The sequence below is a fragment of the Mycobacterium sp. KBS0706 genome (assembly GCF_005938675.2).
Classification (GTDB): domain Bacteria; phylum Pseudomonadota; class Alphaproteobacteria; order DSM-16000; family Inquilinaceae; genus Inquilinus.
Map to the genome: position 1 here is coordinate 63,823 of NZ_VCCH02000006.1, position 26,683 is coordinate 90,505.

The following is a 26,683-nucleotide window of genomic DNA, read 5'->3' on the forward strand; positions in this document are numbered from 1 at the left end:
CTCAACTCTTTTCGGGTCAGACACTAAGACGGCAAGCGAGCCCGGGTCAGAGGAAGCTGTTCGCGATCAGCTCCTGCGTGTAGGGCGCGGCGACGGTCCGGGCGCGCAGCGCGTCGGAGGACAGCTCCTCGACGCAGGCCCCGTCCTTCATCACCAGCACCCGGTCGCACATCTGGCCGACCACCGCGAGGTCGTGGCTGACGAAGACATAGGTCAGCCGGTGCTCCTCGCGCAGGGCCATCAGCAGGTTCAGGATCTCAGCCTGGATCGAGACGTCGAGGGCCGAGGTCGGCTCGTCCAGCAGCACGATCGACGGGCGCAGGGCCAGGGCCCGGGCGATGGCGACGCGCTGGCGCTGGCCGCCCGACAGCTCGTGCGGGTAGCGGTCGGCGAAGCGCGCCGGCAGGCCGACCCGCGCCAGGGCCCCGGGCACATGGTCCCACGGGTCCGGCAGGCCCATGGCGATCAGCGGCTCGGCCAAAGCGCGGCCGATGCGGTGCCGCGGATGCAGCGATCCGTAGGGATCCTGGAACACCATCTGCACCCGGGCCAGTTCGTCGCGCCCGCGCCTCGGGCCGACCGGGTAGCCCGCCAGCTCGATCCGGCCGGTCCAGCGCTGCTCCAGCCCGGCCAGGGACCGCAGCACCGTCGACTTGCCGCAGCCGGATTCGCCGACGATGCCCAGCGCGCCGCCGGGCTCGACCGCGAAGGACACGCTCTTCACCGCATGCGCCGTGCCGCGGCGGGACTGGAAGCGCACGTCGAGATCCGCGACCCGGACCATGGCGTCGGCATAAGGCGCGGTCATCGGGCGGCCTCCTCGAAGGCGGCAAGGCTCGCCCGGTCGATCACCGGCAGCCGGTGCGGCCGCGGGCCGTCGAAGCCCGGCATCGAGGCGATCAGGCCGCGCGTATAGGGGTGCGCCGCCTCGTCGAGCGAGCGCAGCTCCTCGACCACCCTTCCGGCATACATGACGAGGATGCGGTCGCAGAAGCGCGCCACCATGCGGATGTCGTGGCTGATCAGGATCAGCCCGGAGCCGTTCTCGCGCACCAGCCCGTCCAGCAGGGTCAGCACGTCCTGGCGCACGCTGACGTCCAGCGCCGAGGTCGGCTCGTCGGCGATCACCAGCTTCGGCTTGTTCAGCAGCATCATGGCGATCATGGCGCGCTGGCCCATGCCGCCAGAGATCTCGTGCGGGTACAGCGCCATGGTTCGCTCCGGATCTCGGATCCGGACATGGCCCAGCATCTCCAGTGCCGCCTTGCGCGCCGCCCGGCTGCCCAGCTTCAGGTGCACCCGCGCCGATTCCGCGATCTGCACCCCGATCGGCTTCACCGGGTTCAACGAATAGCGCGGATCCTGCAGGATCAGGGCCATGTCGCGGCCGCGGATCCGGGTCAGCTCGCGCTCGCGCAGGGCCAGCAGGTCGCGGCCGGCGAAGCGCAGGGCGTCGGCCTGCACCTGCGCGCCCTTGGGCTGCAGCCGCATGATGGCGCGTCCGGCCGTCGACTTGCCCGAGCCGGATTCGCCGACGATCCCCAGCCGCTCGCGGCCCAGCGCGAAGCTGACGTCGCGCACCGCCCGGGTGGTGTAGGCCCCGTGGCCGAAGGTGACGGACAGGTTCTCAACCTGCAGCATCGGCGCGTTCGTCATGACTTCAGCGGGCATGGCGGGGATCCAGCACGTCGCGCAGCGCGTCGCCCAGCAGGTTGAAGGCCAGGCTGGTCGCCAGGATCGCCAGGCCGGGCATCACCGAGACCCACCAGGCGTCGAGCATGAATTTGCGGCCGCTGGAGATCATCGCCCCCCATTCCGGCGCCGGCGGCTGGGCGCCGAGGCCGAGGAAGCCGAGGCCCGCCGCGGTCAGGATCACGCCGGCCATCGACAGGGTCAGGCGCACGATCACCGACGGGATGCACATCGGCATCACATAGAGGCCGATCAGCCGCAGATGCGAGGCGCCGTAGAGGCGGGCCGCGGCGATGTATTCGGCCTGCCGCACCACCAGGGTCTCGGCCCGCGCCAGCCGGGCGATCGACGGCCAGGCGGTCAGCGAGATGGCGACGATCGCGGTGCCGAGGCCGGCGCCGAGCGCCGCGGCGAAGGCCAGGGCCAGCACCAGCGAGGGGAAGGACAGGACGATGTCGGTGGCGCGCATCAGCACGGCGTCGACGCGCCCGCCGCAATAGCCGGCGACGACGCCGATCAGGAGGCCGATCGGGCCGATGATCAGCGTCACCGTGCCGACGATCTGCAGAGTGATCCGGCTGCCCCAGACCAGGCGGCTGAAGATGTCGCGGCCAAGCTCGTCGGTGCCGGCGAGATGGGTCCAGCCGGGCGGCTGCAGCACGTTGTTCAGGTTCTGCACGGCCGGGTCGTAAGGCGCGATCCACGGCGCCAGCAGGGCGATCACGGCCAGGACGCCGATGACGGCCAGCCCGGCGATGCCCAGCTTCTCGCGCCGGAAGCGGCGGATCTGGACGGACCAGGCGCCGCCGGCGGCCGGCTCCGCCGCGGCGGGCGGCATCGGCTGCTCTGCCTGCATCGACATCAGCGGGCCTCCCGGGTGCGGGGGTCGAGCGCCAGATAGGCGGCGTCGGCGAGGACGTTGAGGATCATGAAGATCAGGCCGATCAGCAGGGTGCAGGCCAGGATGGCGTTCATGTCGCCGATCATCAGCGCATTGGTCATGTACTGGCCGATGCCGGGCCAGGAGAACACGATCTCCACCAGAACCGCCCCCTCCAGCAGATGGCCGTAGGAGATCGCCAGGATGGTGACCAGCTGCACCGCGATATTCGGCAGGATGTGGCCCCAGACCACGGCCGGCAGCCGCAGGCCCTTGGCCCGGGCGGCGATGATGTAGTCCTGGCCCAGCTGCTCCAGGGTGAAGCTGCGGGTCATGCGGACGATATAGGCCATCGCGGCATAGGCCAGGATGCAGGCCGGCAGGATCAGGTGGCCGAGGGCATTCCAGAAGATCTCGTGCTCGCCGGCCAGCAGGCTGTCGATCAGGATGGCGCCGGTCCGCGGCTCGACGATGCCCTCGTAGAACACGTCGATCCGGCCCGGCCCGCCGACCCATTGCAGCCCGGCATAGAACACGATCAGCCCGACGATGCCGAACCAGAACACCGGCAGGGAATGGCCCAAGAGGGCCAGCACCCGGGCGATCTGGTCCAGGAGCGTGTCGCGGTACAGCGCTGCCAGCAGGCCCAGCGGCACACCGACGGCGACGCTGAGGATGATGGCCAGCGTCGCCAGCTCCAGCGTCGCCGGGAAGGCGGCGGCGAGGTCCGACACCACCGGGTTGCCGGTCAGGACCGCGGTGCCCAGGTCGCCATGCAGCATGTTGGTCAGATAGACCCAGAACTGCTCCGGGATCGGCAGGTCCAGGCCCATCTTGGCCCGCATCGCCGCATAGGCTGCCGGGTCCGCCAGCTCGCCGACGATGGCGCCCACCGGATCGGACGGCATCAGCCGCCCGATCACGAAGGTGAGGCACAAGAGGACGAGCAGGCTGAGAGCCAGGCTGAAGAGGCGGCGCAGCAGCTTGAGCGGCAGGTCGCGGGTCATGTCAGCCCTCGTCGCCTGGAAACATGGGTCACTCGGCCTTCTTCTTGACGATGTCCAGCCGGACGCCGCGGAAGCCCTGGCCGATGAAGTTCTCGACATTGGCCGACACCACCACCGGCGAGAACCGCTCGAACATCGGCAGGATCGCCGGGCCGCTGGCCAGGAACTGCTTCTGGATCTCGGTGTAGAGGGCCTCGCGCTTGGCGCGATCCTCCTCGCCGCGGGCCTCGACCGTCAGCTTGGTCAGCTCCGGGATGTCCCAGGCGGACCGCCAGGTGAAGTAGCCGGAATTGCCGGTCGGGCTGTTGTCCGGATTGTAGGTGAAGTTCTGCAGCGACCCGATCGGATCGGCCATGTTGCCGCCGCCGGTCAGCGGCATCAGCAGGTCGAACTCCCGGGCGCGATGGGAGGCGATGATCTGGCTGCCATTGCCCTGCTCGATCGAGACCTTGATGCCGATCTGGGCCAGCGAGGCCTGGATCGCGGTGGCCAGGTCGACGCGCGGGGTCTCGGCGATCGTCTTCAGCACCAGCGGGAAACCGTTCGGGAAACCGGCCTTGGCCAGCAGCTCCTTGGCCTTGGCGACGTCCAGCGTGTAGCCCGGGTCGGGCAGGGCGGTCGGGTAGTTCTCCGGCACCGGCACCTGGCGGACCCGGCCATACGGCCCCATGATCGTCTTCTGCATGCCGGCATAGTCCAGGCCCCAGGCGATGGCGCGGCGGACATCCGGATTGGCCAGGTACTTGTTCTGCGTGTTCATCGCCAGCACGTAGAAGCCGCCGGTCGGCACGCGCTGGGTGACGAAGCCGGCCTTGCCGTCGAAGGCGGCGATGTCGGAGGCGGCGAGCGCCGTCGCCACGTCGATGTCGCCGCGCTCCAGCAGCAGGCGCTGCACCTGGCTCTCCGCGACGTGGCGCATCACCACCCGCTTCATCGCCGGCGCGCCGCCCCAGAAGGCGTCGTTGCGGTCCATCAGGATGATCTCGTTCGGCGACCAGCGCTTCAGCACGAACGGGCCGGACCCGGCCGAATTTGCGCGCAGCCAGGCGTTGCCGAAATCGTTGTTGGCCTCGTGCTTGGTGGCCTCGGCCTTGTCGATCACGGCGCCGTTGTTGCCCGACAGGGCGAACAGCACGAATTCGGCGATCGTGCCCTCGGGCAGCTTCAGGCGGAAGGTCTTCGGGTCGACCACTTCGAGGAAGTCGTCGATGTTCTTTTCGTCATAGCCGTAGGGCTTCCACAGCGATGCGGCGGCCTGGTTCAGCTTCAGCATCCGCCGTAGCGACCACGCCGCATCCTCGGCCGTGACCGGGTTGCCGGAGGCGAACTTCGCGTCGCGCAGATGGAAGACGATGGACTTGCCGTCGACCTCCCAGCTCTCGGCCAGCTGTGGCACCAGCTTGGTGGCGTCGTTCGGATCGGTCGAGACCAGCCGGTCGTAGATGTTGGAGGTGATCAGCCAGGATCCGGATTCGGTGGCCTGGCCGGGGTCCAGCGACAGCACCTGCGCCAGCGATGCGCCGATCACCAGCTGGTCGGCCGGCGTCTTGGCCGCCGCCGGGCCGCAGATCGGCACCAGCGCGACGGCCAGGGCCAGCAACCTCTTTTTCCAGGATCCCATACGGTCCTCCCTGTTTTTGATATGATGTCTGTTGTCTGACGACTATCATCGTCGAACTTGACTTCGCAAGAGTCAAATGTGTGACTGCCGATGACGGATACGGGCGGAGGGCACGCCCCCAGGACGAAGCGATCAGGAGGAGCGGTGCCGAACCCAATCGGAATTGACTCGGGGCCCCCGCGACGCCGCGAGAAGCTGGCCGTCGCGGTTGCCGACGCCCTGCGCCACCGGATCGCCAACGGCGTGCTGCCGGTCGGCGCCCGGCTGCCGACCGAGCAGCGCCTGATCGAGGAATTCAACGTCAGCCGCACCGTGGTGCGCGAGGCGATCGCCGAACTGCGGGCCAGGGGACTGGTCGAGCCGCGCCAGGGCGTCGGGGTGTTCGTGACGCCGGGGACGGAGGCCGAGCCGGGCCTCCTGTCCGGGGACTTCACCCGGCTGTCGGAGGTGCTGGAGCTGCTGGAGTTCCGCATGGGGGTGGAGATCGAGGCGGCGGGCCTGGCGGCGCTGCGCCGGTCGTCGCGGCAGGAGGCCGAGATCCTGCTGGCGCATGACCGCATGATCGCAGCCGTCGATATCGGCGGCAGCGCCGTCGACGCCGATTTCGGGCTGCATCTGGCGATCGCCGCAGCCACCAACAACCACTTCTACAGCGACGTCCTGACCTATCTCGGCAAGCGGACCATCCCGCGCAGCCGGCTGGGCGAGTCGGCCGAGGCGACGACCGGCTATCTGCGCAAGGTGATCGTCGAGCATGCCCGGATCATCGAGGCGATCGAGCGCCAGGACCCGGACGGCGCCCGCCTGGCGATGCGTCATCACCTGACCGAAAGCCAGCGCCGCTACCGCGCCCTGGGCGGGCTGACGGGCGACGCCGAATCCTGATCGGCGCCGCCGCGTTCCGGCTTGTCATCAGTCATATGATGTCATATTACCTCAGCCAACAAAGCTGATCTGAGGGAGGGTGCGGGCATGTATCTCGGAACGCAGAACGGGATTCGGGAGGACGACGATTACCGGGTCATGGCCCAACTCGGCGTCCGGCACCTCAACGACAATCCGCCCGGCAACCCGCATGACTGGTCGCTGGACGTGCTGCTGCGCCACCGCGAGAAGGTCGAGAGCTTTGGCCTGGTGCTCGACATGGTGCAACTGCCGCTCGGCTCGCGCCCGATCGAGCAGTCGGACAGTCCCGACATCCTGTCGGCCGGCCCGAACCGCGACCGCCAGATCGATTCGATCTGCCGGCTGATCGAGAACCTGGCCAGGGCCGGGATCCCGGCCGCCAAATACAACCTCAACATCATCGGCATCCCGCGCACGCCGGACGAGCCGGGCCGCGGCGGGTCGATGAACGCCTCCTTCCGCTGGGACAAGGCCGATCACGACGCGCCGCCGACCCTGGTCGGCACCCTGTCCGAGGACGAGAACTGGGAGCGTATCGACTATTTCCTCGAGCGCGTGATCCCGGTCGCCGAGGCGAACCGGATCCGGCTGGCCTGCCACCCGCACGACCCCTACACCCCGCCCGGCTATCGCGGCGTCACCCGGGTGCTGGGCACGGTCGACGGGCTGAAGAAATTCGTGCAGATGCGCGAGAGCCCCTACCACGGCCTCAATTTCTGCCAGGGCACGGTCGGCGAGATGCTGGACGACCCGAGGAACGAGATCGACGACGTGATCCGCTGGTTCGGCAGCCGCGGCAAGATCTTCAACGTCCATTTCCGCAACATCCGCGGCCGCAAGCTGTCCTTCATGGAGGCGTTCCCGGAAGAGGGCGACATGGACATGTGGCGGTCGATCAAGCTCTACGCCGAGCTCGGCTACCCCTACATGGTGATGCCGGACCACGTGCCGACCATCAGCGGCCGCGACCCGGAAGCCGTCGCCTTCGCCTTCTGCTACGGCTACATCGCTGCCCAGCTCGAAGCGGTGGGCCAGCTGTATCCGGGGTCCGTGACCCGCTGATCCGATCGAACGAGGCCTTCATGGATCCCCAGACGCTGAAGGGTGCCCTGTCCGCCGGGCTCCTGTCCTTCCCCGTGACTCATTTCGATGCCGACTTCCGCTTCGATCGTGCCGGCTACGAGGCGCATGTCGGCTGGCTCGGCGGCTTCGACGCCGCGGTGCTGTTCGCCGCTGGCGGCACCGGCGAGTTCTTCTCGCTGACCCCGGCCGAGGTGCCGCAGGTGGTGCGCGCGGCGAAGGCCGCCGCCGGGGCCACGCCGATCGTCTCCGGCTGCGGCTATGGCACCCATATCGCGGTCGGGATCGCCCGGGACGCCGAGGCGGCGGGGGCCGACGGCATCCTGCTGCTGCCGCCCTATCTGATGACGGCGGAGCAGGCGGGGCTCTACGCCCATGTCAAGGCGGTGTGCGACGCGGTCGGCATCGGCGTCATCGTCTACAACCGCGACAATGCGGTGCTGTCGGCCGACACCATCGCCCGGCTGTGCGACGCCTGCCCGAACCTGGTCGGCTTCAAGGACGGCCATGGCCAGGTCGACCTGGTGCTGGAGATCACCCGCCGCATGGGCGGCCGCCTGGCCTATATCGGCGGCATGCCGACCCACGAGGTGTTCGCCGCCCCCTATTTCAGCGCCGGCGTGACCACCTATTCCTCGGCCGTGTTCAACTTCGTGCCGGAGCTGGCGCAGCGCTTCTACCGCGCCCTGCGCGACGGCGACACGGCGACGACCGACGCGCTGCTGCAGGACTTCTATTATCCGCTGCTGGCGATCCGGAACCGCGGCAAGGGCTATGCCGTGTCGATCATCAAGGCCGGCCTGGCGGTGATGGGCCGCCCGGCCGGCCCGGTGCGCCCGCCGCTGACCGACCTCAAGCCGGAGGAGATGGCGCAACTGCGCGGCCTGCTGGCCCAGCACGCGGAGATCCTGGCGCCGGCCTGACCGGCCGCGCCTTCCTCTCTTCACGACGGGCGCGCCGATAGCGCTTTTCGAGTGATGTAAACCGATCTACACTTTCCTTGTGACCCATCCAAAGAGGGGGCATGGAAGACAGGGAGGACGAGGTTCGGGCCTGAAACGCCACGACCTCGAACGGCACGACGCCGCAAGCCGCGGCGTATGCCGGCAGCGTTCCCGCGACCCTCCCTTCTGACGCCCTGCTCGGACCGGATCAGAAGGGAGAGAACGCCATGAGCATCCTCCGGCCGCTCCTGCTCGCCGCGGTCTCCGCCGGCGTCGCATTTGCTGCGCCCGCCCGGGCCGACACCGTCAGCCTGACCTTCCTCGTCGACAACGCCCCATCCACGGTGAAGATCGCCGAGACCCTGGCGGCGGAGTTCACCGCCCGGAATCCTGACATCGAGATCGAGGTGGAGACCCGGCCCGGCGGGGCGGAGGGCGACAACCTGATCAAGACCCGGCTGGCGACCGGCGACATGACCGATGTGTTCCTCTACAACGCCGGGTCGCTGTTCCACGCCATCAATCCGGAACAGACCCTCGTCGATCTTACCGACGAGCCGTTCCAGGCCGATGTGCTCGACATCTTCAAGGGCGTGGTCACCGCCAACGGCCGGGTCTACGGGGCGCCGATCCAGGGCGCCATGGGTGGCGGCATCCTCTACAACAAGAAGGTCTACGCCGCCCTCGGCCTGTCGGTGCCCAAGACCTGGGCCGAGTTCATGAGGAACAACGCGGCGATCAAGGCCAAGGGCGGCATCGCGCCGGTGATCCAGACCTTCAAGGACACCTGGACCTCGCAGCTCTTCGTGCTCGGCGACTTCTACAACGTGCTGAAGGCCGAGCCCGACTTCCCGGAGCGCTACACCGCCAACCAGGCGAAGTTCGCCACCAGCCCCGCCGCCCTGAAGGGCTTCCAGTACCAGGAGGAGGTGTTCAAGGCGGGCTACCTCAACCCCGACTTCGCCTCCGCCACCTATGACGACGGGCTGCGCATGGTCGCCAGGGGTGAGGGCGCGCACTACCCGATGCTCACCAACGCCGTCGGCAACATCCGCGAAAACTACGGCGAGTCCATCGACGATGTCGGCTTCTTCGCCATGCCGGGGGACGACCCGAACACGAACGGCCTGACCACCTGGATGCTCGCGGGCATTTATATCCCGAAGAGCACCGAGCATCTCGACGAGGCAAAGAAGTTCGTCGCCTTCATTGCCTCGAAGGAGGGATGCGAGGCGCAGACCAAAGCCGTCGGCGCCACCGGCCCCTATTTCCTGAAGAGCTGCGCCCTGCCGGCGGACATCCCGCCGATCGTCTCCGATCTCCTGGGCTATTTCGGCAAGGACGGCGCCACCGCGCCGGCGCTGGAGTTCCTGTCGCCGATCAAGGGGCCGGCGCTGGAGCAGATCACGGTCGAGGTCGGCTCGGGCATCCGCCCCGCCGCCGACGGCACGGCGCTCTATGACGAGGACGTCCGCAAGCAGGCGCTGCAGCTCGGCCTGTCCGGCTGGGAGTGATGCTGCCCGAAACCAGCCCGCCCGGTCCCGCCTCGCCGGCGGCCATGGCGCGGCGCGCCCGCCCCGCCGCATCCCGGCGACGCCGCAGCGACGCCTATCCGCTGTGGTTCCACCTGCCCGCTGCGATCGTCTTCGGCACGCTGTTCCTGTTGCCGACCCTGGCGTCGCTGTTCTTCAGCCTGACCCGATGGACGCTGTTCAGCTATTCCTTCATCGGGCTCGACAATTTCCGCCAGTTCTTCCGCGAGCCCTTCCTGTTCCAGGGCATCACCAACACCCTGATCTACGCCGCCGTCACCTCCGGGCTGAAGGTGGTGCTGGGGCTGCTGCTCGGGCTGCTGCTGACGGCGCCGATCTTCGGCCGCGACCTGCTGCGGGCGATCGTCTTCTTCCCCGTCCTGGTCTCGACCATCGGGGTCGGCATCACCTTCTCGGTGATGATGCATCCCACCCGGGGGCTGATCAATGTCGGCCTGTCGCTGTTCGGGCTGCAGGGGCCGGCCTGGCTGACCGACCCGGACCTGGCGCTGCTGTCGGTGGCCCTGGTCGATGTGTGGAAGGGCGTCGGCCTGGCCACGGTCATCTACATCGCCGGCCTGGTCTCGATTCCGCGGGACTACCACGAGGCGGCGAAGATCGACGGCGCCGGCCCGTTCGACCGCTTCCGCCACATCACCCTGCCGCTGATCCGACCGGCGACGACTACGGTGATCATCCTGTCCTTCATCGGCGGCCTGCGGTCGTTCGACCTGATCTGGGCGATGACGCGCGGCGGGCCGGGCTTCACCTCCGACGTGATCGCCTCGGTCATCTACAAGCAGTACCAGGCCGGCTTCTACGGCCTCTCCACCGCCGGCAACGTGGTGCTGTTCCTGCTGGTGGCGATATTGGTCGTGCCGCTGTCGCTCCACCTCAACCGGCGCGAGGTCGAGGCATGACCCGGGCCCGCTACTATGGCTGGGGCATCGCGGCGCTGCTGGTCTCGGCCGTCGTCTTCCTGGTGCCCTTCGCCTTCGTCGTGGTGACGGCGCTGAAGACCAAGCAGGAGGCCGCGCTGCTGCAATTCGCCTGGCCGGAGACGATCCGGCTCTGGGACAACATCCGCGAGGTGGTCTCTGCGCGGAACGGCATGCTGCTGACCGCCTTCGTCAACAGCACCATCCTGACGGTCGCGAGCGTGACGCTGCTGGTGGTCTTCGCCGCCATGGTCGGCTTCGTGCTGCAGCGGCGGCGGTGGCGCTGGAACGGGGCGATCAGGCTGCTGGTCCTGACCGGCTTGATCATGCCGCCGGCGGTGGTGCCGACGATCTGGGTGATGCAGTCGCTCGGGTTGTTCAAGACGCTGCCGGGCCTGGTGCTGATCGAGGTCGCCTACGGGCTGTCCTTCTCGATCCTGCTGTTCCGCGCCTTCATCGCGACGATCCCCCGGGACCTCGACGAGGCCGCGGTCATCGACGGCGCCGGGCCGCTGCAACTGTTCTTCCGGATCATCCTGCCGCTGCTGAAGCCGGTCGTCGTCACCACCATCGTCGTGCAGTCGGTCGCGATCTTCAACGACTTCACCAACCCGCTCTACTACCTGCCCGGGGCGCAGAACGCGACGGTGCAGCTGACGCTCTATAACTTCCAGAGCCAGTTCAACACGTCGTTCAACCTGCTGTTCATGAACATCCTGATCGTCACCATTCCGCCCCTGGTGATGTTCCTGTTCTTCAACCGGCAGATCGTCGAGGGCATGACGGCAGGCGGGGTCAAAGGCTGACCGGTTGTCCGGAGGCGCGCGGCGGACTAGACCGGCAGCGTGCTGCCGCGTGGGGGTCGTCGATTGAGCAAGCGTGCCACCATTCAGGATGTCGCCGACCGGGCCGGGGTCTCGCGCGCCGCCGTGTCGAAGGTGCTGCGCAACGCCTACGGCCTGTCCGACGAGATGCGCCGCCGGGTCGAGGCGGCGATGCGCGAGCTGTCCTACCGGCCGCAGATGGCGGCGCGGGGGCTGCGCGGGTCGACCGACACGCTCGGCGTCCTGATGTCGGACATGCGCAACCCGTTCTTCCCGGACATCTTCGACGGCATCGTCGCCCGGCTGAAGCAGACGAAGTACCAGCCGCTGCTGGGCGTCCGCCCCTCCGCCGACGCGACCGAGCGCAGCCTGATCGAGACCATGCTCGACCGCAATCTCGACGGGCTCATCATGATCGGGCCGCATCTCGAGCGCGACGACCTGGTCGAGATCGCGCGGGACGTGCCGGTCGTGGTGATCGGGTGGCACGACAGCGGCGGCGGCTTCGACACGGTCAACAATGACGACCGCGCCGGCGCCGCCGCCGTGGTCGACCATCTGGTCGTGGCAGGCCATCGCCGCATCGGCTTCCTCGGCCTCGAGGAAAGCGGCGCCCGCGAAACCAACTCTGCGACCGTGCGCCGCGAGAGCTATATCCAGGCCATGGCGTGCCACGGCCTGGAGGCCGCCATCGTCGACAGCCGGTGGAGCCCCGATTCCATGCGTGAACGCGACCTCGCCGCCGAATGGCTGGCGCGGCCCGACCGGCCGACCGCCATCTTCGCCTGGACCGACAAGGTCGCGATCGCCGTGCTGGCGGCGGCGGACCAGCTGGGCCTGCGCGTGCCGGACGACCTCGCCGTCGTCGGCTACGACAATTCCTGGGTCGCGGGCCTGCTGCAGATCTCGCTGACATCGGTCGACCAGGACGCGGTCACGCTGGGGCGGACAGCGACGGATCTGCTGATCGACCGTATCAACGGCCGTAGAAACGAGCAGCATGCCGTCACGCCGCCGCAACTGGTCGTGCGCCGGTCCACCGATCCGGCCGGTTAGCGGGCGCGAAGTCCTGATTCCGGTTGCGCCAGCCGGGTGAATGGTGAAGCATGTGTAGATCGGTCTACAACAATGCGTGACCGGCTCGGGGAGGAAGGCGAGATGACAGAGGCAGCAGCCCTTCGGCGTCGGCGCTGGGATGCCGAGATGATCGCGCCGCGGGCGGACCAGGGAGAGGGCGGGCCGGCGAGCTTCGTGGCCCGCGGCTTCGACCTCGCCGCGGTCCCGGCCGGGGCCACTCTGTTCATCTCGGCGTTCGGCCTCTATCGCTGCTTCGTCAACGGCACGCGGGTGGGGCGCGACCTGCTGACGCCGGGCTGGACCTGCTATGACGACCGCATCGCCTACCAGGCCTACGATGTGGCGCCGCTGCTGCGGCCCGGCGCGAACCGGATCGAGATCTGGCTGGCTGATGGCTGGTATCGCTCGCCGATCATGTGGGGCGAGAAGGCGATCCGGAACTGCTGGGGCGACCGGATCGCGGCGATCGCCGAGCTGGCCGGGCCGGACGGAACCCTTCTGCGCACCGATGCAGCCTGGGTCAGCGGTGAGCTGCCGATCCGGAAATCCGGTATCTATTTCGGCGAGATCTACGACGCCCGCCGCGAAGCCCTGGCCGACAGCCACGGCGTCGAGGTGCTGGCCTTCGACAAGGCGCTTCTCGTCGCCCATGAGACGGCGCCGGTGCGCGAGCTGCCGCCGCTGGCGCCGGCGGCGTCCTGGACCGATGCCGAGGGCCGCACGATCTACGATTTCGGGCAGAACGTCGCCGGCTATGTGCGCACCACCATCCGCGGCCGTGCCGGGGCGGAGCTGCGGGTGGAGCATTCCGAGGTGCTCGGCCCGGACCGGTACTTCGACAACCGCAACTATCGCCGGGCGGAGGCCGAGACCCGCTACATGCTCAAGGGCGGCGACGCCGAGACCTACGCGCCGCACTTCACCTTCCACGGCTTCCGCTATGCGCGGGTGACGATCACGGGCGAGGCGGTGGTCGAGGCGATCCGGTCGATCCCGATCTCCTCGGTGCCCGACCCCGCGGGCGGCTTCACCTCGGGCCATCCGCTGGTCGATCGGCTGGTGCAGAACACGATCTGGTCGCAGCGGGCGAACTTCATCGAGGTCCCGACCGATTGCCCCCAGCGCGACGAGCGGCTGGGCTGGACCGGCGACGCCCAGGTCTTCGCCGGCACGGCCTGCTGGCTCGCCGACAGCCATGCCTTCCTGCGCAAATACCTGCGCGACGTGATGGCGGACCAGCGCGCGGACGGCGCGGTGCCGCATGTCTCGCCCGACCCGACGCGGCTGCATCCGGATCACTTCCCTGGTTTCTTCGGGTCGACCGGCTGGGGCGACGCGATCGTCGTCATTCCCTGGGTGCTCTACATCCACTGCGGCGACCGCGACGTGCTGGCCGAATGCCTGCCGGCGATGGTGAAGTGGGTCGATTTCGTGTGGTCGATCTCCGACGGCCCGGTGGTGCGCCCGCCGCCGCATTGGGGCGCCCGCGGCTTCACCTTCGGCGACTGGCTGCAGCCGGTCGGCGACAACCGCAAGCCGCGGCCGACCATCGCCGACGACTGCGCGGCGACGATCTACCATTTCATCTCGACCGACCTGCTGGCCCGCATCGCCGGCGTGCTCGGCGATCGCGATCTCGCGGCGCGGATGCGGCAGCGGGCGGAAGCGATCCGGGCCGCCTTCGCGCATGAGTTCGTCGCGCCGTCCGGCCGGCTGGCGCATAACGACCAGACCTCCTACGCGCTCGCCTTCCTGTACGACCTGCTGCCGGAGGGGCAGCGCGCGGCGGCGAAGGGCTATTTCCGGCAGGTCGTCATCGACGCCGACCACAAGATCGGCACCGGCTTCATCGGCACGCCGGCGCTGCTGCCGGCCCTGACCAGGCTCGGCCTCGACGACCTTGCGGCGAAGGTGTTCCTGCAGCAGGAGGTGCCGGGCTGGCTGTACCAGGTGGCGCAGGGGGCGACGACGATCTGGGAGCGCTGGGACGCCATGGCGCCCGACGGCTCGATCTACGAGCCCAGCATGAACAGCTACAACCACTACGCCTATGGCGCCGTGTGCCAATGGCTGTTCGAGAGCGTCGCCGGCCTGGCGCCCGACCCGGAGGCGCCGGGCTTCGCCCGCGTGATCGTCGATCCGGCACCGATCCCGGCCCTGTCGCCGGTCTCGGCCTTCCACGACGTGCCGCAGGGCCGGATCGAGGCCCGCTGGTCCTGCGAGGGCCGGCGGGTGGTCTACACGGTCACGCTGCCCGAGGGTTGCGAGGGCCACTTCCGTCCCGGCCCGCGCCATGGCGATCCGCGGCTCGGCGATACGCCGGTCCGGGGCGAGGCGGTCCTGCCGCCCGGCACTCACACACTGACCTTCGTGCTGCCGGACCGCAGCGCGCTGTCCGACTGACTACGAGGCCGGCGCCATCGCGACACCGTCTTCCGTCATGCCCGTGATCACCCGCTCCACCTCCTCGACGCTGGTGCGCCTGGGGTCGATGTCGTCCGCCACCACCCGGCCGCGGCGCATCACGACGATGCGGTCGACCACTTGGAAGACGTGGTGGATGTTGTGGGCGATGAAGATGCAGGAATGCCCGGAATCCCGGGCGTTGCGGACGAAGCGCAGCACCCCTTGGGTCTCCGCCACGCCGAGATTGTTGGTCGGCTCGTCGAGGATGATCAGGTCGCTGTCGAAATGCATCGCGCGGGCGATCGCCACGGCCTGGCGCTCGCCGCCGGACAGCGAGCCGATCGGCGTGTCGGGCGGGATGTCCTTGCTGATGCCGACCTTCTTCAGGAGGTCGCGCGCGACCGCGTCCATGGCGGCGTGATCCATGCGGTTCAGCAGTCGCGGCCCCCGGATCGGCTCGCGGCCCAGGAACAGGTTGCGGGCGATCGACAGCTGCGTCACCAGCGCCGAATCCTGGTAGATCGTCTCGATGCCGAGAGCGATGGCGTCGGTGGTGCTGCCGATCTCGACCTTGCGGCCGCGGATGAAGATGTCGCCACCGCTGGGCGGCACGGCGCCCGACAGGATCTTGATCAGCGTCGACTTGCCGGCGCCGTTGTCGCCGAGCAGGCCGACGATCTCGCGCTCGCCGACCGTGACGCTGACATCCTCCAGCGCCCGAACCCGGCCGTAGAACTTGCTGATATGCGCCATGCGGATCAGGGGTTCGGCCATGGCGGTCAACTCCCTGCCTGGTGCCGGCGGTCGAGCCAGGAGTGCAGCGCCATCATCCCCAGGATGATCGCGCCGATGAAGATGTTGTAGGCGAGGCCGGGCACGCCGATCAGCACGATGCCGTTGCGCATCACCCGCAGGATGAAGATGCCCAGCACGGTGCCGAGGATGGTGCCGCGCCCGCCGCTCAGCGCCGTGCCGCCGATCACCACCATGGCGATGACCTCGAGCTCGTAGCCGGTGCCGCTGTTCGGGTTGGCGGACGAGGTGCGGATCGAGCTGATCACCCCGGCGAGAGCGGCCATCATCGACGACAGCACGAACAGCGCGATCTTGGTGCGGCCGACGCGCACACCGCGGGCCCGCGCCGCGCCGGGATTGCCGCCCGAGGCCTGGATCCAGTTGCCGGCCTTGGTCTGGTTCAGGACATAGCCCATCGCCAGCGCGGCGGCGATGAACCAGAACAGCGACATGTAGATGCGGAAGCTGCCGATGAAGAAGTCGCCGGCCAGGAGCCAGGCCAGCCAGTTGCCGCCGGTGTTCCAGGTCCGCTGCGGGAAGCCGTCGGTGATGAACAGCGCGGTGCCGCGCACCACCAGCAGCATGCCGAGCGTGACCAGGAAGGACGGGATCCGCAGCCGGGTCACGAACCAGCCATTCACCAGCCCGACCAGGGCGGCGACGGCGATCGCGGCGACAAAGCCGGCCTCCAGCGGCGCCGTGCCGCTGTTGAACAGCGTCCACATCAAGACCGGAGCGAAGCCGAAGACCGATCCGACCGAGAGGTCGAACTCGCCGGAGGTCATCAGCAGCGTCATCGCCAGCGCGATCAGGCCGAGCTCGACGGTGAAGGCCAGGGTGTTGCTGATGTTTTGTGGCGACAGGAATTCGGGGTTGATCGCCCAGAAGGCGGCGAGTTCGACCACGAGCAGGACGAGAGGTCCGAATTCGGGCTTGGCCACCAGGCGATGGATCATCGACCGGTGGTGGAGGGACGGACGGCCCGGGAGTGCCACATCCGCGGCGGCACGGGCCGCCGCGGATGCCTCCGGCGCAGTGTCACTTGCCGGAGAGGATCTTGTCATAGATCTGGGCCTTGTCCTTCTCGTACAGCGCGCCGGTGATGACGTTGAAGCCCGGCGGGACGCCGCCGGACGCCATCGCTGCCAGCGACAGGGCGACATAGCTGGTCGCCTCCGGGTCCTGCCACTGCGCCGCGTTGACGTAGCCGGTCAGCACCTCCTGGGTGGTGTCCAGCGAATTGCCCCAGCCGACCACCGGGATCTCGCCCGGCTTGACGCCGACCTGGTCGAAGACGCGCTTGATGCTGCCGGTCACCAGGTCGCCCAGGCCGATGATCGCCTTGATCTTCGTCCGGTTGGCGGTCAGGTAGTCGACCATGCGGCTGATCACCTCGGCCTGGTCCAGCGTGTTGTCGGTGACCTCCCAGGTGACGCCGAGCGGCTTGAGCACGCTGGAGATGCCTTCCTCCTCCTGCACGCCATAGGTTGCGCCGGGCACCTCGACCGGCAGCCAGACGAAGTCGCCGGACTTCACCAGGCCCTTGTCGACCAGGTATTGCGCCCAGTGCCGGCCGAAGGTGGTGTTGTCGCCGCCGACATAGGCGTCGAAGCCGGCCGTGGGATCGGGCGTGTTGAAGTTGATGATCGGGATGCCGGCGGCCTTCGCCTCCTTCACCACCGCGACCAGGCTGCCCGGGTCGGGGCTGGTGGTGACGATGCCGTCGGCCTTGGCCGCGATCGCGGCGCGCACCGCTTCCTGGTGGGACGGCACGTCGCCGTTGTGGAACGAGGTGTTGACCGTCTGGCCGGTGTCGGCGGCCCATTGCTTGGCCCCGGCCAGGAAATAGGTCCAGACCGGGTCGGCCGGCGATCCGTGCGAGATCCAGTAGAAGGTCTTGGCCTGGGCCGCAGCCGGCGCCGCCAGCGCCAGCAGGACACTGCAAAGCAGCAGCGACAATCGCCTGAACATGCGTTTCCTCCCCTGTGATCGCCGCCTTCACTGTCGATGGGCGGCATGGATCGAGACTGACACAGTGCGGGCGGCCGGGCGAGATCCGCCCCGGCCTCAGCGCATCGCGGTGCTGTCGGACTGGGTCTTCGCTTCGACCGTCTCGTCCCGCTCCGGATCGAAGAAGGCGCGGTGGCCGGCGTCGAGCGTCAGGCCCAGCCCTTTGATCCGCTCGTCCGGCACCTTCTCCAGCCGGGTATAGCCGGGGTGGTGGTGCGCCTTGTACGGGTCGTTCCAGGCGGCGTTGTAGCAGCACAGCATGACGTTGCGCGAATGCTCGGACTTGTTCTGCTCCGACGCATGCAGCGTGTTGGCGTGGAAGAAGCAGACGTCGCCCGGCGCCATCTCCATGTAGTCGCGCGGCATCCGCTCCAGCGCCTGGTTCACCCGCTCCATGTCGGCGCCGGTCTGGCCGCCGACCCGGCCGTGGTCGATCCGGCCCAGCTTGTGGCTGCCGCGGATCATCTGCAGGCAGCCATTCTCCTGCGTCGCCCGATCGACCGCGATGGCGACCGACAGCATGTCGGGGTACAGGCAGCCATTGTTGTACCAGTAGCCGTAATCCTGGTGCCAATCCCAGGCGCCGCCGGCGCGGGGCCGCTTCATCGTCAGCTTGGAGTGGTAGTGGTAGACCTCGCCGCCCAGCAGCTTTTCGGCGCCGCCGACCATGCGCTCGCAGCGGGCGAAGGCGCCGAACAAATCGTCGCCCGGGTGGTTCCACAGCGCCAGCTCGGTCGACCCGCCCAGGCTGTCCTTCAGCGCCACGACATGGCTGCGGATGCCCTCGTCCTGCGCGATCGCCTGCTGCAGCAGGCCGATCTCCTCGGCGTCGAAGAAGCTGCGCTTGACCACATAGCCGTTGCGCCAGAAGGCGGCGTGGTCGGCCTCGGTCAGATGCGGAAAGGGCATGGTGTCCTCCTGGTCTTCAAGGCAGGTTCTCGCGGGTGAAGATCTCGATCCGCACCGGCGCGGCCGGCTCGGACGGGCCCGGGCGGGTGTGGTGGCCCAGCAGCAGCCGCAGCGTCTCCGCCGCCTCGGCGCGGGGGTTCTGATTGATCGCCGCGTCCATCACGCCGTCGATCAGGAAGCGGCGGGTGTGCGGCGTCAGCTCGTGGCCGATATAGACCAGGTGCGGCGCGTCGGCCGGCCGATGGCGCAGCACCTCGGCGACGCCGCGGTTGCCGCCGCCGATGTTGTAGAGGCCGATCAGTGCGGGATGGGTGTCCAGCAGCCGTGCGGTCACCGCGGCGCTCTGCTCGACGCTGTCGTGGCCCTCGACCAGCGCCGGGACGGTCAGGTTCGGGAAGCGCTCGCGCAGCACGCTGCGGAAGCCGGCCTCGCGCTCCTCATGGCCGCGATAGGCCAGGCTGCCGGCGATCAGCCCGACCTCGCCCACATGCCCGGCCAGGAAGCGGCCCATCAGGTCGCCCGCGGTGCGGCCGGCGGCGCGGTTGTCGACGCCGACATAGCCGATGCGGGCGGATTGCGGCAGGTCCGACACCATGGTCGCGACCGGCACGCCGGCCGCCGCCAGCTCCGCCACCGCCTCGCGCACCGCCGGGTGGTCGAGGGCGATGACGCCGACGCCGTCGCTGCCACGGCCAACCCGGCGCAGCGCCTCGGCCAGGGCGTCGGGGTCGAAGCCGTCGATCAGGTGCAGCCGCGGCTTGACGCCGAAGGCGGTGAAGTCCCGCTCCGCCGCCAGCACGGCGTCGCCGAGGTCGCGGATGAAGGTGTTGCTGCCGGCCGGCAGGACGATGTCGAACTGCAGGATCCTGCCACGCGACAGCAGGCTGGCGGCCAGGTTGGGGGCATAGTTCAGCCGCTGCACCACCGCCTGGACCCGGCTCGCGGTCTCGGCGTTGACACCGTCGCGGCCGTTCAGCACCCGGTCGACCGTGGCCAGGCTGACCCCAGCCTCGCGGGCGATGTCGACCATCCTGGCCTTGCGCGTTCCGGCGTCTACGGGCTCGACGGCTTGCTTCATCGGGCTAAGTCTCCCCACCTGTCATTGCCGGGCTTGACCCGGCAATCCAGGGGCCACCCAGAGCGGCATCGACATCCCCTGGATGCCCGGGTCAAGCCCGGGCATGACAGAAAAGGAAAGGGGTGCGGAAAGGATCACCCTCACACCCCCAGCGCCCGCAGCTTGCCGTCGATGAAGGCCTTGGCGCGGGGGACGTCGGCCTCCTCCAGATGCTCGATGATCAGCGGGATGTTCGGGTGGCGGCGGGACAGGCGCTGCAGGTACAGGTCGTAGTTCAGCGACCCCAGCCCCGGCGCTGGCAGCTCGATCTCGCCGACGCCGCGGAAGCTGTGCGCCTCCGACGCGTCGATGTCGGCATGCTTCTCCGACTTGTCGGTGCCGGACCGCTTCACGTCCTTGGCGTGGGAGATCCGGATGCGGTCGTCCAGCGCGTCGAAGATCCGGTTCAGCTCCCGGTCCATGCGGTCGATGTTGTGGGATTCGAAATAGTTGGTCGGGTCCATCAGCAGGCCAAGGCCGGGGCTGGGCACGTCGGCGAACAGGCGCAGCGTCTCGTCGACCGAGCCGATGACGTTGTTGACATAGGTCTCGAGCAGGAAGACGGCGCCGTGGTCATAGGCGGTGCGGGCCAGGTCCTCGACCACCGCGCGGCACTCCTCGTAGCCTTCCTCGGTCTTGTTCTTCGGGTGGTGCACCCAGTCGCTGTCGGTGGCGAAGGTGCCGGTCTCGCTGATGACATAGGGGCTGCCCAGGTCGCGGGCGTGGCGGATCAGCGTCCGCAGATGCTCCAGCTTGGCCTGCCGCGCCGCCGGGTCGGGGTGGACGATGTTGGTGTAGCCGCTGACGGCGCAGACCGGCAGGTCGTGGTCGCGGAAGGTCTCGCGGATGGTCCGGCACTTGTCGCGCGTGATCGCGCTCGTCGACAGGTCCATGTCCTTGAAGGCGAGGTCGAGCTGGACGGTGTTGAAGCCCAGCGAGCGGATCTTCTTCGCCGTCTCCGGCAGCGAATAGGGGAAGTATCCGGTGAAGATGCCGACCTGGATCATGACGCGTTCCTCCGTGTTTGTTGTTGTCCGTGTTTGTTGTGGTCAGGCGCCGAATTCCGCCAGGCGGACGGCGCGCTTTTCGGTGAGCGAGCGGTAGGCGGCCTCGACCAAGGCCATGGTGCGGACATTGTCGGCGCCGCTCAGCAGCGGCGGCTCGCCGGTCTTCACCGCGTATTGCAGCTGCTCCATCACGCCCTTGAAGGCGTGCGGGAACCACATCGTGTCCCAGCGCGGCTGCACCCAGCTGCCGCCGGTCTCCGGCGCGCAATAGGAGAGGGTGCTGGGGCTGCCCTTCGGATAGTCCGGCCAGCCGATGGTGCCCTGGGCCAGGCCGTCGGTGCCCTCGACCCGCCACTTGATGTAGATGTCGCTGTCGAAGCCCTCGGCGCGCGGGCCGGACCAGACATCCTCCAGGCTCACCGCCATCAGCCCGCCCGGGAACGACAGGGTGGAGCAGCAGATGCCGTCGCGATGCGGGAAGGCCGTGCGCGGGTCGGTCCGCGCCGCGGTGTAGATCTCGACCGGATCGCCGAACAGGAAGCGCAGCACGTCGAGATGGTGGATGCTCATATTGAGCAGGGTCAGCCGGCCATAGGCCTCGAGAAAGGGCTGCCAGTGCGGGATCGCCCGCATCTCGACGGTCGCCAGCACCGGCGTGCCGAGCGCGTTGCGGTCGAGCAGCTGCTTCAGCACCCGCATCGACTGGTCGAAGCGCATGTTCTGATTGACCGACAGCACCTTGCCGGCGGCCGCGGCCTCCGCGGCCAGGCGCTGCGCCTCGGCATGGTCCATCGCCAGCGGCTTCTGCGCCAGGATCGCCCGGATATGCGGCTGGCGCAACGCGTGCCGGATCAGGGCCGGCTGCTGGTCGGGCGGGAAGGCGATGTCCAGGATCTCGACCTCGCGGTCCTCGATCAGCGCCGCCGGCGTATTGTGCACGCGGGGGATGCCCCAGCGCTCCGCCACCGCGCGGGCCTTGTCCGGGGTGCGGCTGGCGATGGCGACGACCGGGAAGCCGGCCTCTCGATACGCCGCCAGATGCACATCCGCCATGATGAACCCGGCCCCGATCGCGCCGATGTGATGGTCACGGCAACGGATCTCGGGATCGGGCGCGAAACCCGACGGCACGGACATGGCGGCCTCCCTGGCATGTTTTGAGGTACGTTACCGATTCGCCTTTTTGGCTTCAATGATGAATCTGGAGGGGGTTGTTTTCGACTGAAGATGATCGAATGAGGTGCGTTACCGGACGTTGGGCGACATGTCATTCAACTAGGATGTTATGCCTGATCGATCGTTCGGGGACGGATTGTCCAGAATGTCGGACATCGGTCCGCGCCGCTGCGTTGACGCGAGCGGCGGGTGAACCTCATCCTTCGGGAAACAGATCAGGGCGCGGGCGATGGCCACGGGCCCGGAACTGGGAGGAACGCTTGCACATCGGCTTCAATCTCCTGGTGGTGAGAGGGGCGATCACGCCCGCCGACCGCCCGGTGCTCGAATCCCTGAAGCGCCACGGCTATGACGGCGTCGAGCTGCCGGTCATCGGCGGGACCTGTCGTTCGCCGCCCGACGCGTTCTCGGGCTCGGGACCACGCGCTGCATCGGGCCGCAGGCCGAGCGCAGCGGCGGATCGGCAAATCGGCAACGCGCGGAAGGCGGGCCGACCCGCCTCCTGCTCAAGGCGGAGGATCCCATGGGCGATTATCACATCACCGGCGCGATGATCTGGGACGGCAGCGGCCGCGACCCCTATCCCGGCCAGGTCGTGGTCCGCGGCGACCGCATCCAAGCCGTGGCCCCGGCGGCGGAGCGGCTGGATGCCGGCGGCTGCGAGACGGTCGACGGCGGCGGCGCCACGCTGCTGCCGGGGCTGGTCGAGGGCCACGCCCATCTGTCCTTCTGCGGTGCCGCGCGGAACACTGATCTCGGCGACGTGCCCGTCGAGGAGCATGTGCTGGAGACGATGTGGAACGCCGAGCTGTTGCTCGACCACGGCTTCACCAGCGCCTATTCGGCGGCGGCCGCCAAGACCCGGCTGGATGTGGTGATCCGCGACAAGGTCAACCAGGGCCGGCTGAAAGGCCCGCGCATCCGCGCTGCCAGCCCGGAGATCACGGTGACGGGCGGCCTCGGCGACGAGAGCCGGCTGCACCTGGAGCGGTCCAGCTTCGGCTGGGTCTGCGACGGGCCGGACGCGATCCGCCACGCCGTCCGCACCTGCATCCGCGAGGATGTCGACAACATCAAGATCAACATCTCCGGCGACGATTTCGTCGACCCGGCCAAGGGCGGCATGACGGTGATGTCGCGGGTCGAGGTCGAGGCCGCGGTCGAGACCGCGCATGATTTCGGCCGCAAAGTCAACTGCCATGCCCGGGCCAGCGAGGCGGTGAAGCGCGCCATCCGCGCCGGGGTCGACGTGATCTATCATTGCGAGCATGCCGACAGCGAGGCGCTGGACATGCTGGAGGCGAAGAAGGACCAGGTCTTCGTCGGTCCCGCCATCGGCCTGATCTACAACACCATCCACGAGGCCGGGCCCTGGGGTATCGACGAGGCCAAGGCGCGCAAGCTGGGCATGCATCTGTGCATGGAGGCCAGCCAGCGCACCTATGCCGAGATGCGCAAGCGCGGCATCCGCGTCGTCATCGGCGGCGACTACGGCTTCGCCTGGACGCCGCAGGGCACCAACGCCCGCGACGTCGAGCACTTCGTCACGCTCTTCGGCTACACCCCGTCCGAGGCGCTGCAATGCGCGACGAGGATCGGCGGCGAGCTGATGGGCCTCGGCGACCGGCTGGGCCAGGTGCGCGAGGGCTTCCTGGCCGACCTGATCCTGGTCGACGGCGATCCGCTCAAGGACATCGCCCTGATCCACGACCACGGCGCCATCCGCATGGTGATGAAGGACGGCGCCATGCACCGCCTGTCGCCGCGGCGGGCGATGCGGGCTGCCGCCGAGTGACGCGGTGGCAGGTGTCCATCAGTCGGGCGTCGAGGTCCTGCTCGGGGTCGTCGACCGGCTGATCGAGACGCCCGGCGGGGCGGCCGTTGCCGTTCTGGCCGAGGACCTCGCCGTGCCGCGCTCCAGCCTCTATGCCGTGCTGCGGCCGATGCTGGCCGCCGGCTGGCTCGAGGCGCCGCGACGCGGCGCGGTGCGGCTCGGCGCCGCCTGGTTCGACCTGGCTGTGGCGCTGGAGGCCGAGTCGCAGGCCGCGCCATCCCGGCCGCGGTTGCGGGGAACGACCGGCCCGGCCCGGTCGTTCCTGTGGAACCCCGGCTTCACCGAGCTGGTCGACGCCGCGCCCTTCGCCCGGCAGCCGCCCCACGTCCTCGGCTTCTCCAACGGATCCCGCGCCAATCTCTGGCGCCAGGGGCTGATCCATGGCGTCCAGTTCGCGGCGGCGGAGCAGGCCGACCGCGTCGCGGCGCTGCGCATCGCCCATGCCGATGACGACCCCGCGGCCCAGGCGCGCGACATCGACGCCTTCCTGGCCATGGGCGTCGACGCGCTGATCGTCAGCCCGCTGGAGACGGAGGCGCTGCTGCCACCGCTGGCCCGGGCCTGCGCCGCCGGGCTGCCGGTGGTGATGGTCGACCGGCTGCTCGGCGACACGGCGCATTCCCTGGTCCAGGTCGCAGGCCCCGACACCGCGATCGGCCGGCTGCCGGCGCAATGGCTGGTCGAGACGCTGGGCGGCCGCGGTGGGCTGGTGATGATGGTGGGGGACCCGGAGATCGGACCGCTGCTGCGCCGGGCCCGGGCGGCACGCGAGGTCTTCGCCCTGGCGCCTGGCATCCGCATCCTCGACACGGTGTGCACCGAACTGACGGTCGCGGCCGGCCGCCGCGCCATGGCCGCGCTGATCGGGCGCTGGGGCGACGCCATCGACGGCATCTGGTGCGACAGCGGCCTGCACGGCGCCGGGTCGATCCAGGCCTGGGTCGATGCCGGCCGCGACGGCCGCGTGCCGCCGCACACCGGCGGCGACCAGAACGCGGTCTACCAGCTGGCGATCCTGCACGGCGTGAAGCTGGCGGCGATGGACTTCCCGCCAGCCATGGGCATCCGCGCGGTCGAGGCCGCGCTCGACATCCTGGCCGGCCGCACCTTGCCGCGCCGGATCGAGGTGCACACGCCGCTGGTGATCAGCCGCGGCTGCGAGACCGCCTCGGTCCGCGCCGATATCTTCGTCGAGGACCATGTGCGCTGGGACCGGCCGCCCAGCCTGGTCCTGGGCCACGGCATGGGCGAGGATTACGACCCGACGACCTTTGCGGTCGGGAAGAGGGCGGCGGCCGAAGGCGGCGCCCGCTCAATCCTGCGCACGCTCGACATCCTGGTCTGGCTCAAGGCGCATGGCGGCGAGGCCGGCATCGCCGACCTGCTGGAGGCGGTGGCGATGCCGCGCTCATCGTTGCACGATCTGCTCGGGCCGCTGGCCGGGCAGGGGCTGCTGCAGCGCGGCGGCCGCGGCCGGATCCGCGCCGGGCCGCGGGCCCGGGCCGCCGGCTTCGCCGCGATCGGCATCGCCGATCTCGCCGCCATGGCCGAGCCGATTCTGGACCGGCTGGCGCGCTCGACCGGCGGCGCCGCTGCGCTGGCGGTGCTGCATGGCGAGCGCTGCACCATCGCCCTCGGCCGTGCCGCGCCCGGGATGCCGCCGATCGCGGTCGGCTGCCGCACCCCGGTGAACTGGACCCTGGCCGGCCGCCTGCTGGTGGCCGAGCTGCCGGAGCGGCGGATGCGCTGGCTGCTGGCCGCCCATGCCCGGCCGCGGCGCGACGCCTCGCTGACGCTGCCCGAGCTGGTCGCGGCGATCCGGGCCCAAGGCGGGCAGCGCGTCGCCGCCCTTGCCGGTGAGGCCGGACCGGATCTCGGCGAAGCGGCGCGGCCGATCCGCGGCGCCGACGGTCAGGTGCGCGCCGTGCTGCTGCTGCGCGTGCCGGCCACCGATCTGCCGGCGGCCCGGGCGGCGCTCGAAAGCCTCGACCTGCCGGACACCGCCGCGTCCGTGCTTCCGACCGATCCCCCTCCCGTCACCGAGGCCGTGCTGCCATGACCGACCCCTTCATGATCCGCGCCCATGTGCCGGAGTTCGAAGCCCATCTCGCCGCCTATCGCCAAGCCAGCGAGCGTACCCGGCAGTCGCTGCGCGGCGTCCGCGACCTGGCCTATGGCGATCATCCGGACGAGAAGCTCGACCTGTACCTGCCGCCGGAGGGGGAGGGACCGTTCCCGGTCCATGTCTTCGTCCATGGCGGGTATTGGCGCGCCTTTTCCAAGCAGGACTTCGCCTTCGTCGCCGATGCCATCACCGGCCATGGCGCGATCGCCGCGATCATCGACTACTCGCTGATGCCCAAGGCACGGATGGCGACGATCGTCGGCCAGGTGCGGCGGGCGGTGGCCTGGCTGTCCGTCCATGCCGGGCGCTGGGGCGGCGACCCGGCGGCGCTCAGCGCCAGCGGAACCTCCGCCGGCGCCCATCTCACCAGCTTTCTCGCCTGTCGCGGGGCGGGGGAGGCGGCGGCGCCGGCCCTGCCGGTGCGGTCGCTGCTGCTGGTCAGCGGCATCTACGACCTCGACCCGATCACAAGCAGCTTCCTGCAGCCGGAGATCGCGCTGACGGGGGAGGAGGTGGCGGCCTGGTCCCCGCTTTCGGCGACGCCGGTGCCGGGGCCGGCGGTGGATGTCGTGGTCGGCGCCGACGAGACGCTGCCCTTCCTGACCCAGGGCCAGGCCTTCGCCGAGCGCCTGGCCGGGGCGGGCGTCGACAGCCGCTTCGCCACCCTCCCGGGCGAGAACCATATGAGCATCGCCACGGCGCTGGGCACTCCGGGCTCGGCGCTGGCGGAGCGGCTCGGGCGGACGATCGCGGCGTCGCGACAAGGCGCCTGATCTGACGCCGGCCTTCGGCTGCATCGAAGA

At 69.3% G+C, this 26,683-nt stretch carries 23 protein-coding genes; 11 read left to right on the forward strand and 12 right to left on the reverse strand.

Going from position 1 to position 26,683, the window contains the following annotated elements:
* Window positions 1-46: 46 nt before the first annotated feature.
* Genes FFK22_RS04895 through FFK22_RS04915 form a run of 5 tightly spaced genes read right to left on the reverse strand, consistent with a single transcriptional unit; the run spans window position 47 to window position 5,200 of the window.
* Window positions 47-808, reverse strand: a complete 762-nt coding sequence (locus FFK22_RS04895) for an ABC transporter ATP-binding protein (RefSeq protein ID WP_221938395.1) — start codon at window positions 806-808, stop codon at window positions 47-49.
* On the reverse strand, window positions 805-1,671 hold the full coding sequence (locus FFK22_RS04900) for an ABC transporter ATP-binding protein (RefSeq protein WP_221938396.1): 867 nt from the start codon (window positions 1,669-1,671) through the stop codon (window positions 805-807). The genes FFK22_RS04895 and FFK22_RS04900 overlap by 4 nt, the downstream gene beginning before the upstream one ends.
* Window positions 1,661-2,554 carry an ABC transporter permease gene (locus FFK22_RS04905; RefSeq protein ID WP_138889041.1) on the reverse strand — a complete coding sequence of 298 codons (894 nt, stop codon included), beginning with the start codon at window positions 2,552-2,554 and terminating at the stop codon, window positions 1,661-1,663. Before FFK22_RS04905 ends, FFK22_RS04900 begins: the two co-directional genes overlap by 11 nt.
* Complete coding sequence (locus FFK22_RS04910; protein ID WP_138889040.1) at window positions 2,554-3,579, reverse strand: ABC transporter permease; 1,026 nt, start codon at window positions 3,577-3,579, stop codon at window positions 2,554-2,556. The genes FFK22_RS04905 and FFK22_RS04910 overlap by 1 nt, the downstream gene beginning before the upstream one ends.
* A gap of 28 nt (window positions 3,580-3,607) precedes the next feature.
* Window positions 3,608-5,200 (reverse strand): ABC transporter substrate-binding protein, encoded by a 1,593-nt coding sequence (locus FFK22_RS04915; RefSeq protein WP_138889039.1) that lies wholly within the window; start codon window positions 5,198-5,200, stop codon window positions 3,608-3,610.
* A gap of 144 nt (window positions 5,201-5,344) precedes the next feature.
* Here FFK22_RS04915 and FFK22_RS04920 point away from each other — a divergent pair, with 144 nt between their 5' ends.
* The 8 genes from FFK22_RS04920 to FFK22_RS04955 all read left to right on the forward strand — a co-directional run bounded on the left by FFK22_RS04920 (window position 5,345) and on the right by FFK22_RS04955 (window position 14,904).
* Window positions 5,345-6,085, forward strand: coding sequence for a FadR/GntR family transcriptional regulator (locus tag FFK22_RS04920; protein ID WP_221938397.1), 741 nt, complete (start codon window positions 5,345-5,347; stop codon window positions 6,083-6,085).
* A gap of 87 nt (window positions 6,086-6,172) precedes the next feature.
* On the forward strand, window positions 6,173-7,168 hold the full coding sequence (locus FFK22_RS04925) for a mannonate dehydratase (RefSeq protein WP_138889037.1): 996 nt from the start codon (window positions 6,173-6,175) through the stop codon (window positions 7,166-7,168).
* 20 nt (window positions 7,169-7,188) lie between these two features.
* Entirely contained in the window at window positions 7,189-8,109 is a 921-nt protein-coding gene (gene kdgD / locus FFK22_RS04930; RefSeq protein WP_138889036.1) for a 5-dehydro-4-deoxyglucarate dehydratase, read from the forward strand.
* 248 nt (window positions 8,110-8,357) lie between these two features.
* Entirely contained in the window at window positions 8,358-9,644 is a 1,287-nt protein-coding gene (locus FFK22_RS04935; protein ID WP_138889035.1) for an ABC transporter substrate-binding protein, read from the forward strand.
* Entirely contained in the window at window positions 9,644-10,582 is a 939-nt protein-coding gene (locus tag FFK22_RS04940; RefSeq protein WP_138889034.1) for a carbohydrate ABC transporter permease, read from the forward strand. The genes FFK22_RS04935 and FFK22_RS04940 overlap by 1 nt, the downstream gene beginning before the upstream one ends.
* A complete protein-coding gene (locus FFK22_RS04945) occupies window positions 10,579-11,406 on the forward strand; it encodes a carbohydrate ABC transporter permease (RefSeq protein WP_138889033.1) in 828 nt (275 codons plus the stop codon). Before FFK22_RS04940 ends, FFK22_RS04945 begins: the two co-directional genes overlap by 4 nt.
* A gap of 63 nt (window positions 11,407-11,469) precedes the next feature.
* Window positions 11,470-12,480, forward strand: coding sequence for a LacI family DNA-binding transcriptional regulator (locus FFK22_RS04950; protein ID WP_186002312.1), 1,011 nt, complete (start codon window positions 11,470-11,472; stop codon window positions 12,478-12,480).
* A gap of 102 nt (window positions 12,481-12,582) precedes the next feature.
* The gene (locus tag FFK22_RS04955) at window positions 12,583-14,904 is read left to right on the forward strand and encodes an alpha-L-rhamnosidase (RefSeq protein ID WP_138889031.1); all 2,322 of its coding nucleotides are present in this window, start codon (window positions 12,583-12,585) and stop codon (window positions 14,902-14,904) included.
* On the opposite strand, the gene FFK22_RS04960 is transcribed toward FFK22_RS04955, so the two are convergent.
* The 7 genes from FFK22_RS04960 to FFK22_RS04990 all read right to left on the reverse strand — a co-directional run bounded on the left by FFK22_RS04960 (window position 14,905) and on the right by FFK22_RS04990 (window position 21,882).
* Entirely contained in the window at window positions 14,905-15,681 is a 777-nt protein-coding gene (locus tag FFK22_RS04960) for an ATP-binding cassette domain-containing protein (RefSeq protein ID WP_138889030.1), read from the reverse strand.
* A 5-nt stretch (window positions 15,682-15,686) separates the two neighbouring features.
* On the reverse strand, window positions 15,687-16,658 hold the full coding sequence (locus FFK22_RS04965; RefSeq protein ID WP_138889029.1) for an ABC transporter permease: 972 nt from the start codon (window positions 16,656-16,658) through the stop codon (window positions 15,687-15,689).
* Between the two features lie 82 nt (window positions 16,659-16,740).
* Window positions 16,741-17,673 carry a substrate-binding domain-containing protein gene (locus tag FFK22_RS04970; RefSeq protein WP_138889028.1) on the reverse strand — a complete coding sequence of 311 codons (933 nt, stop codon included), beginning with the start codon at window positions 17,671-17,673 and terminating at the stop codon, window positions 16,741-16,743.
* A 96-nt stretch (window positions 17,674-17,769) separates the two neighbouring features.
* Window positions 17,770-18,621 (reverse strand): phytanoyl-CoA dioxygenase family protein, encoded by an 852-nt coding sequence (locus FFK22_RS04975; RefSeq protein ID WP_138889027.1) that lies wholly within the window; start codon window positions 18,619-18,621, stop codon window positions 17,770-17,772.
* Between the two features lie 16 nt (window positions 18,622-18,637).
* Complete coding sequence (locus FFK22_RS04980; protein ID WP_138889026.1) at window positions 18,638-19,699, reverse strand: LacI family DNA-binding transcriptional regulator; 1,062 nt, start codon at window positions 19,697-19,699, stop codon at window positions 18,638-18,640.
* A 140-nt stretch (window positions 19,700-19,839) separates the two neighbouring features.
* Window positions 19,840-20,745, reverse strand: a complete 906-nt coding sequence (locus FFK22_RS04985; protein WP_138889025.1) for a sugar phosphate isomerase/epimerase — start codon at window positions 20,743-20,745, stop codon at window positions 19,840-19,842.
* A gap of 42 nt (window positions 20,746-20,787) precedes the next feature.
* Complete coding sequence (locus FFK22_RS04990; RefSeq protein WP_138889024.1) at window positions 20,788-21,882, reverse strand: Gfo/Idh/MocA family protein; 1,095 nt, start codon at window positions 21,880-21,882, stop codon at window positions 20,788-20,790.
* Between the two features lie 562 nt (window positions 21,883-22,444).
* Here FFK22_RS04990 and FFK22_RS04995 point away from each other — a divergent pair.
* Genes FFK22_RS04995 through FFK22_RS05005 form a run of 3 tightly spaced genes read left to right on the forward strand, consistent with a single transcriptional unit; the run spans window position 22,445 to window position 26,653 of the window.
* The gene (locus FFK22_RS04995; protein ID WP_138889023.1) at window positions 22,445-23,716 is read left to right on the forward strand and encodes an amidohydrolase family protein; all 1,272 of its coding nucleotides are present in this window, start codon (window positions 22,445-22,447) and stop codon (window positions 23,714-23,716) included.
* 4 nt (window positions 23,717-23,720) lie between these two features.
* Window positions 23,721-25,814: a substrate-binding domain-containing protein gene (locus FFK22_RS05000; RefSeq protein WP_138889022.1), complete on the forward strand. Its 2,094-nt coding sequence runs from the start codon at window positions 23,721-23,723 to the stop codon at window positions 25,812-25,814.
* Window positions 25,811-26,653, forward strand: coding sequence for an alpha/beta hydrolase (locus FFK22_RS05005; protein WP_138889021.1), 843 nt, complete (start codon window positions 25,811-25,813; stop codon window positions 26,651-26,653). Before FFK22_RS05000 ends, FFK22_RS05005 begins: the two co-directional genes overlap by 4 nt.
* Window positions 26,654-26,683: the final 30 nt, after the last annotated feature.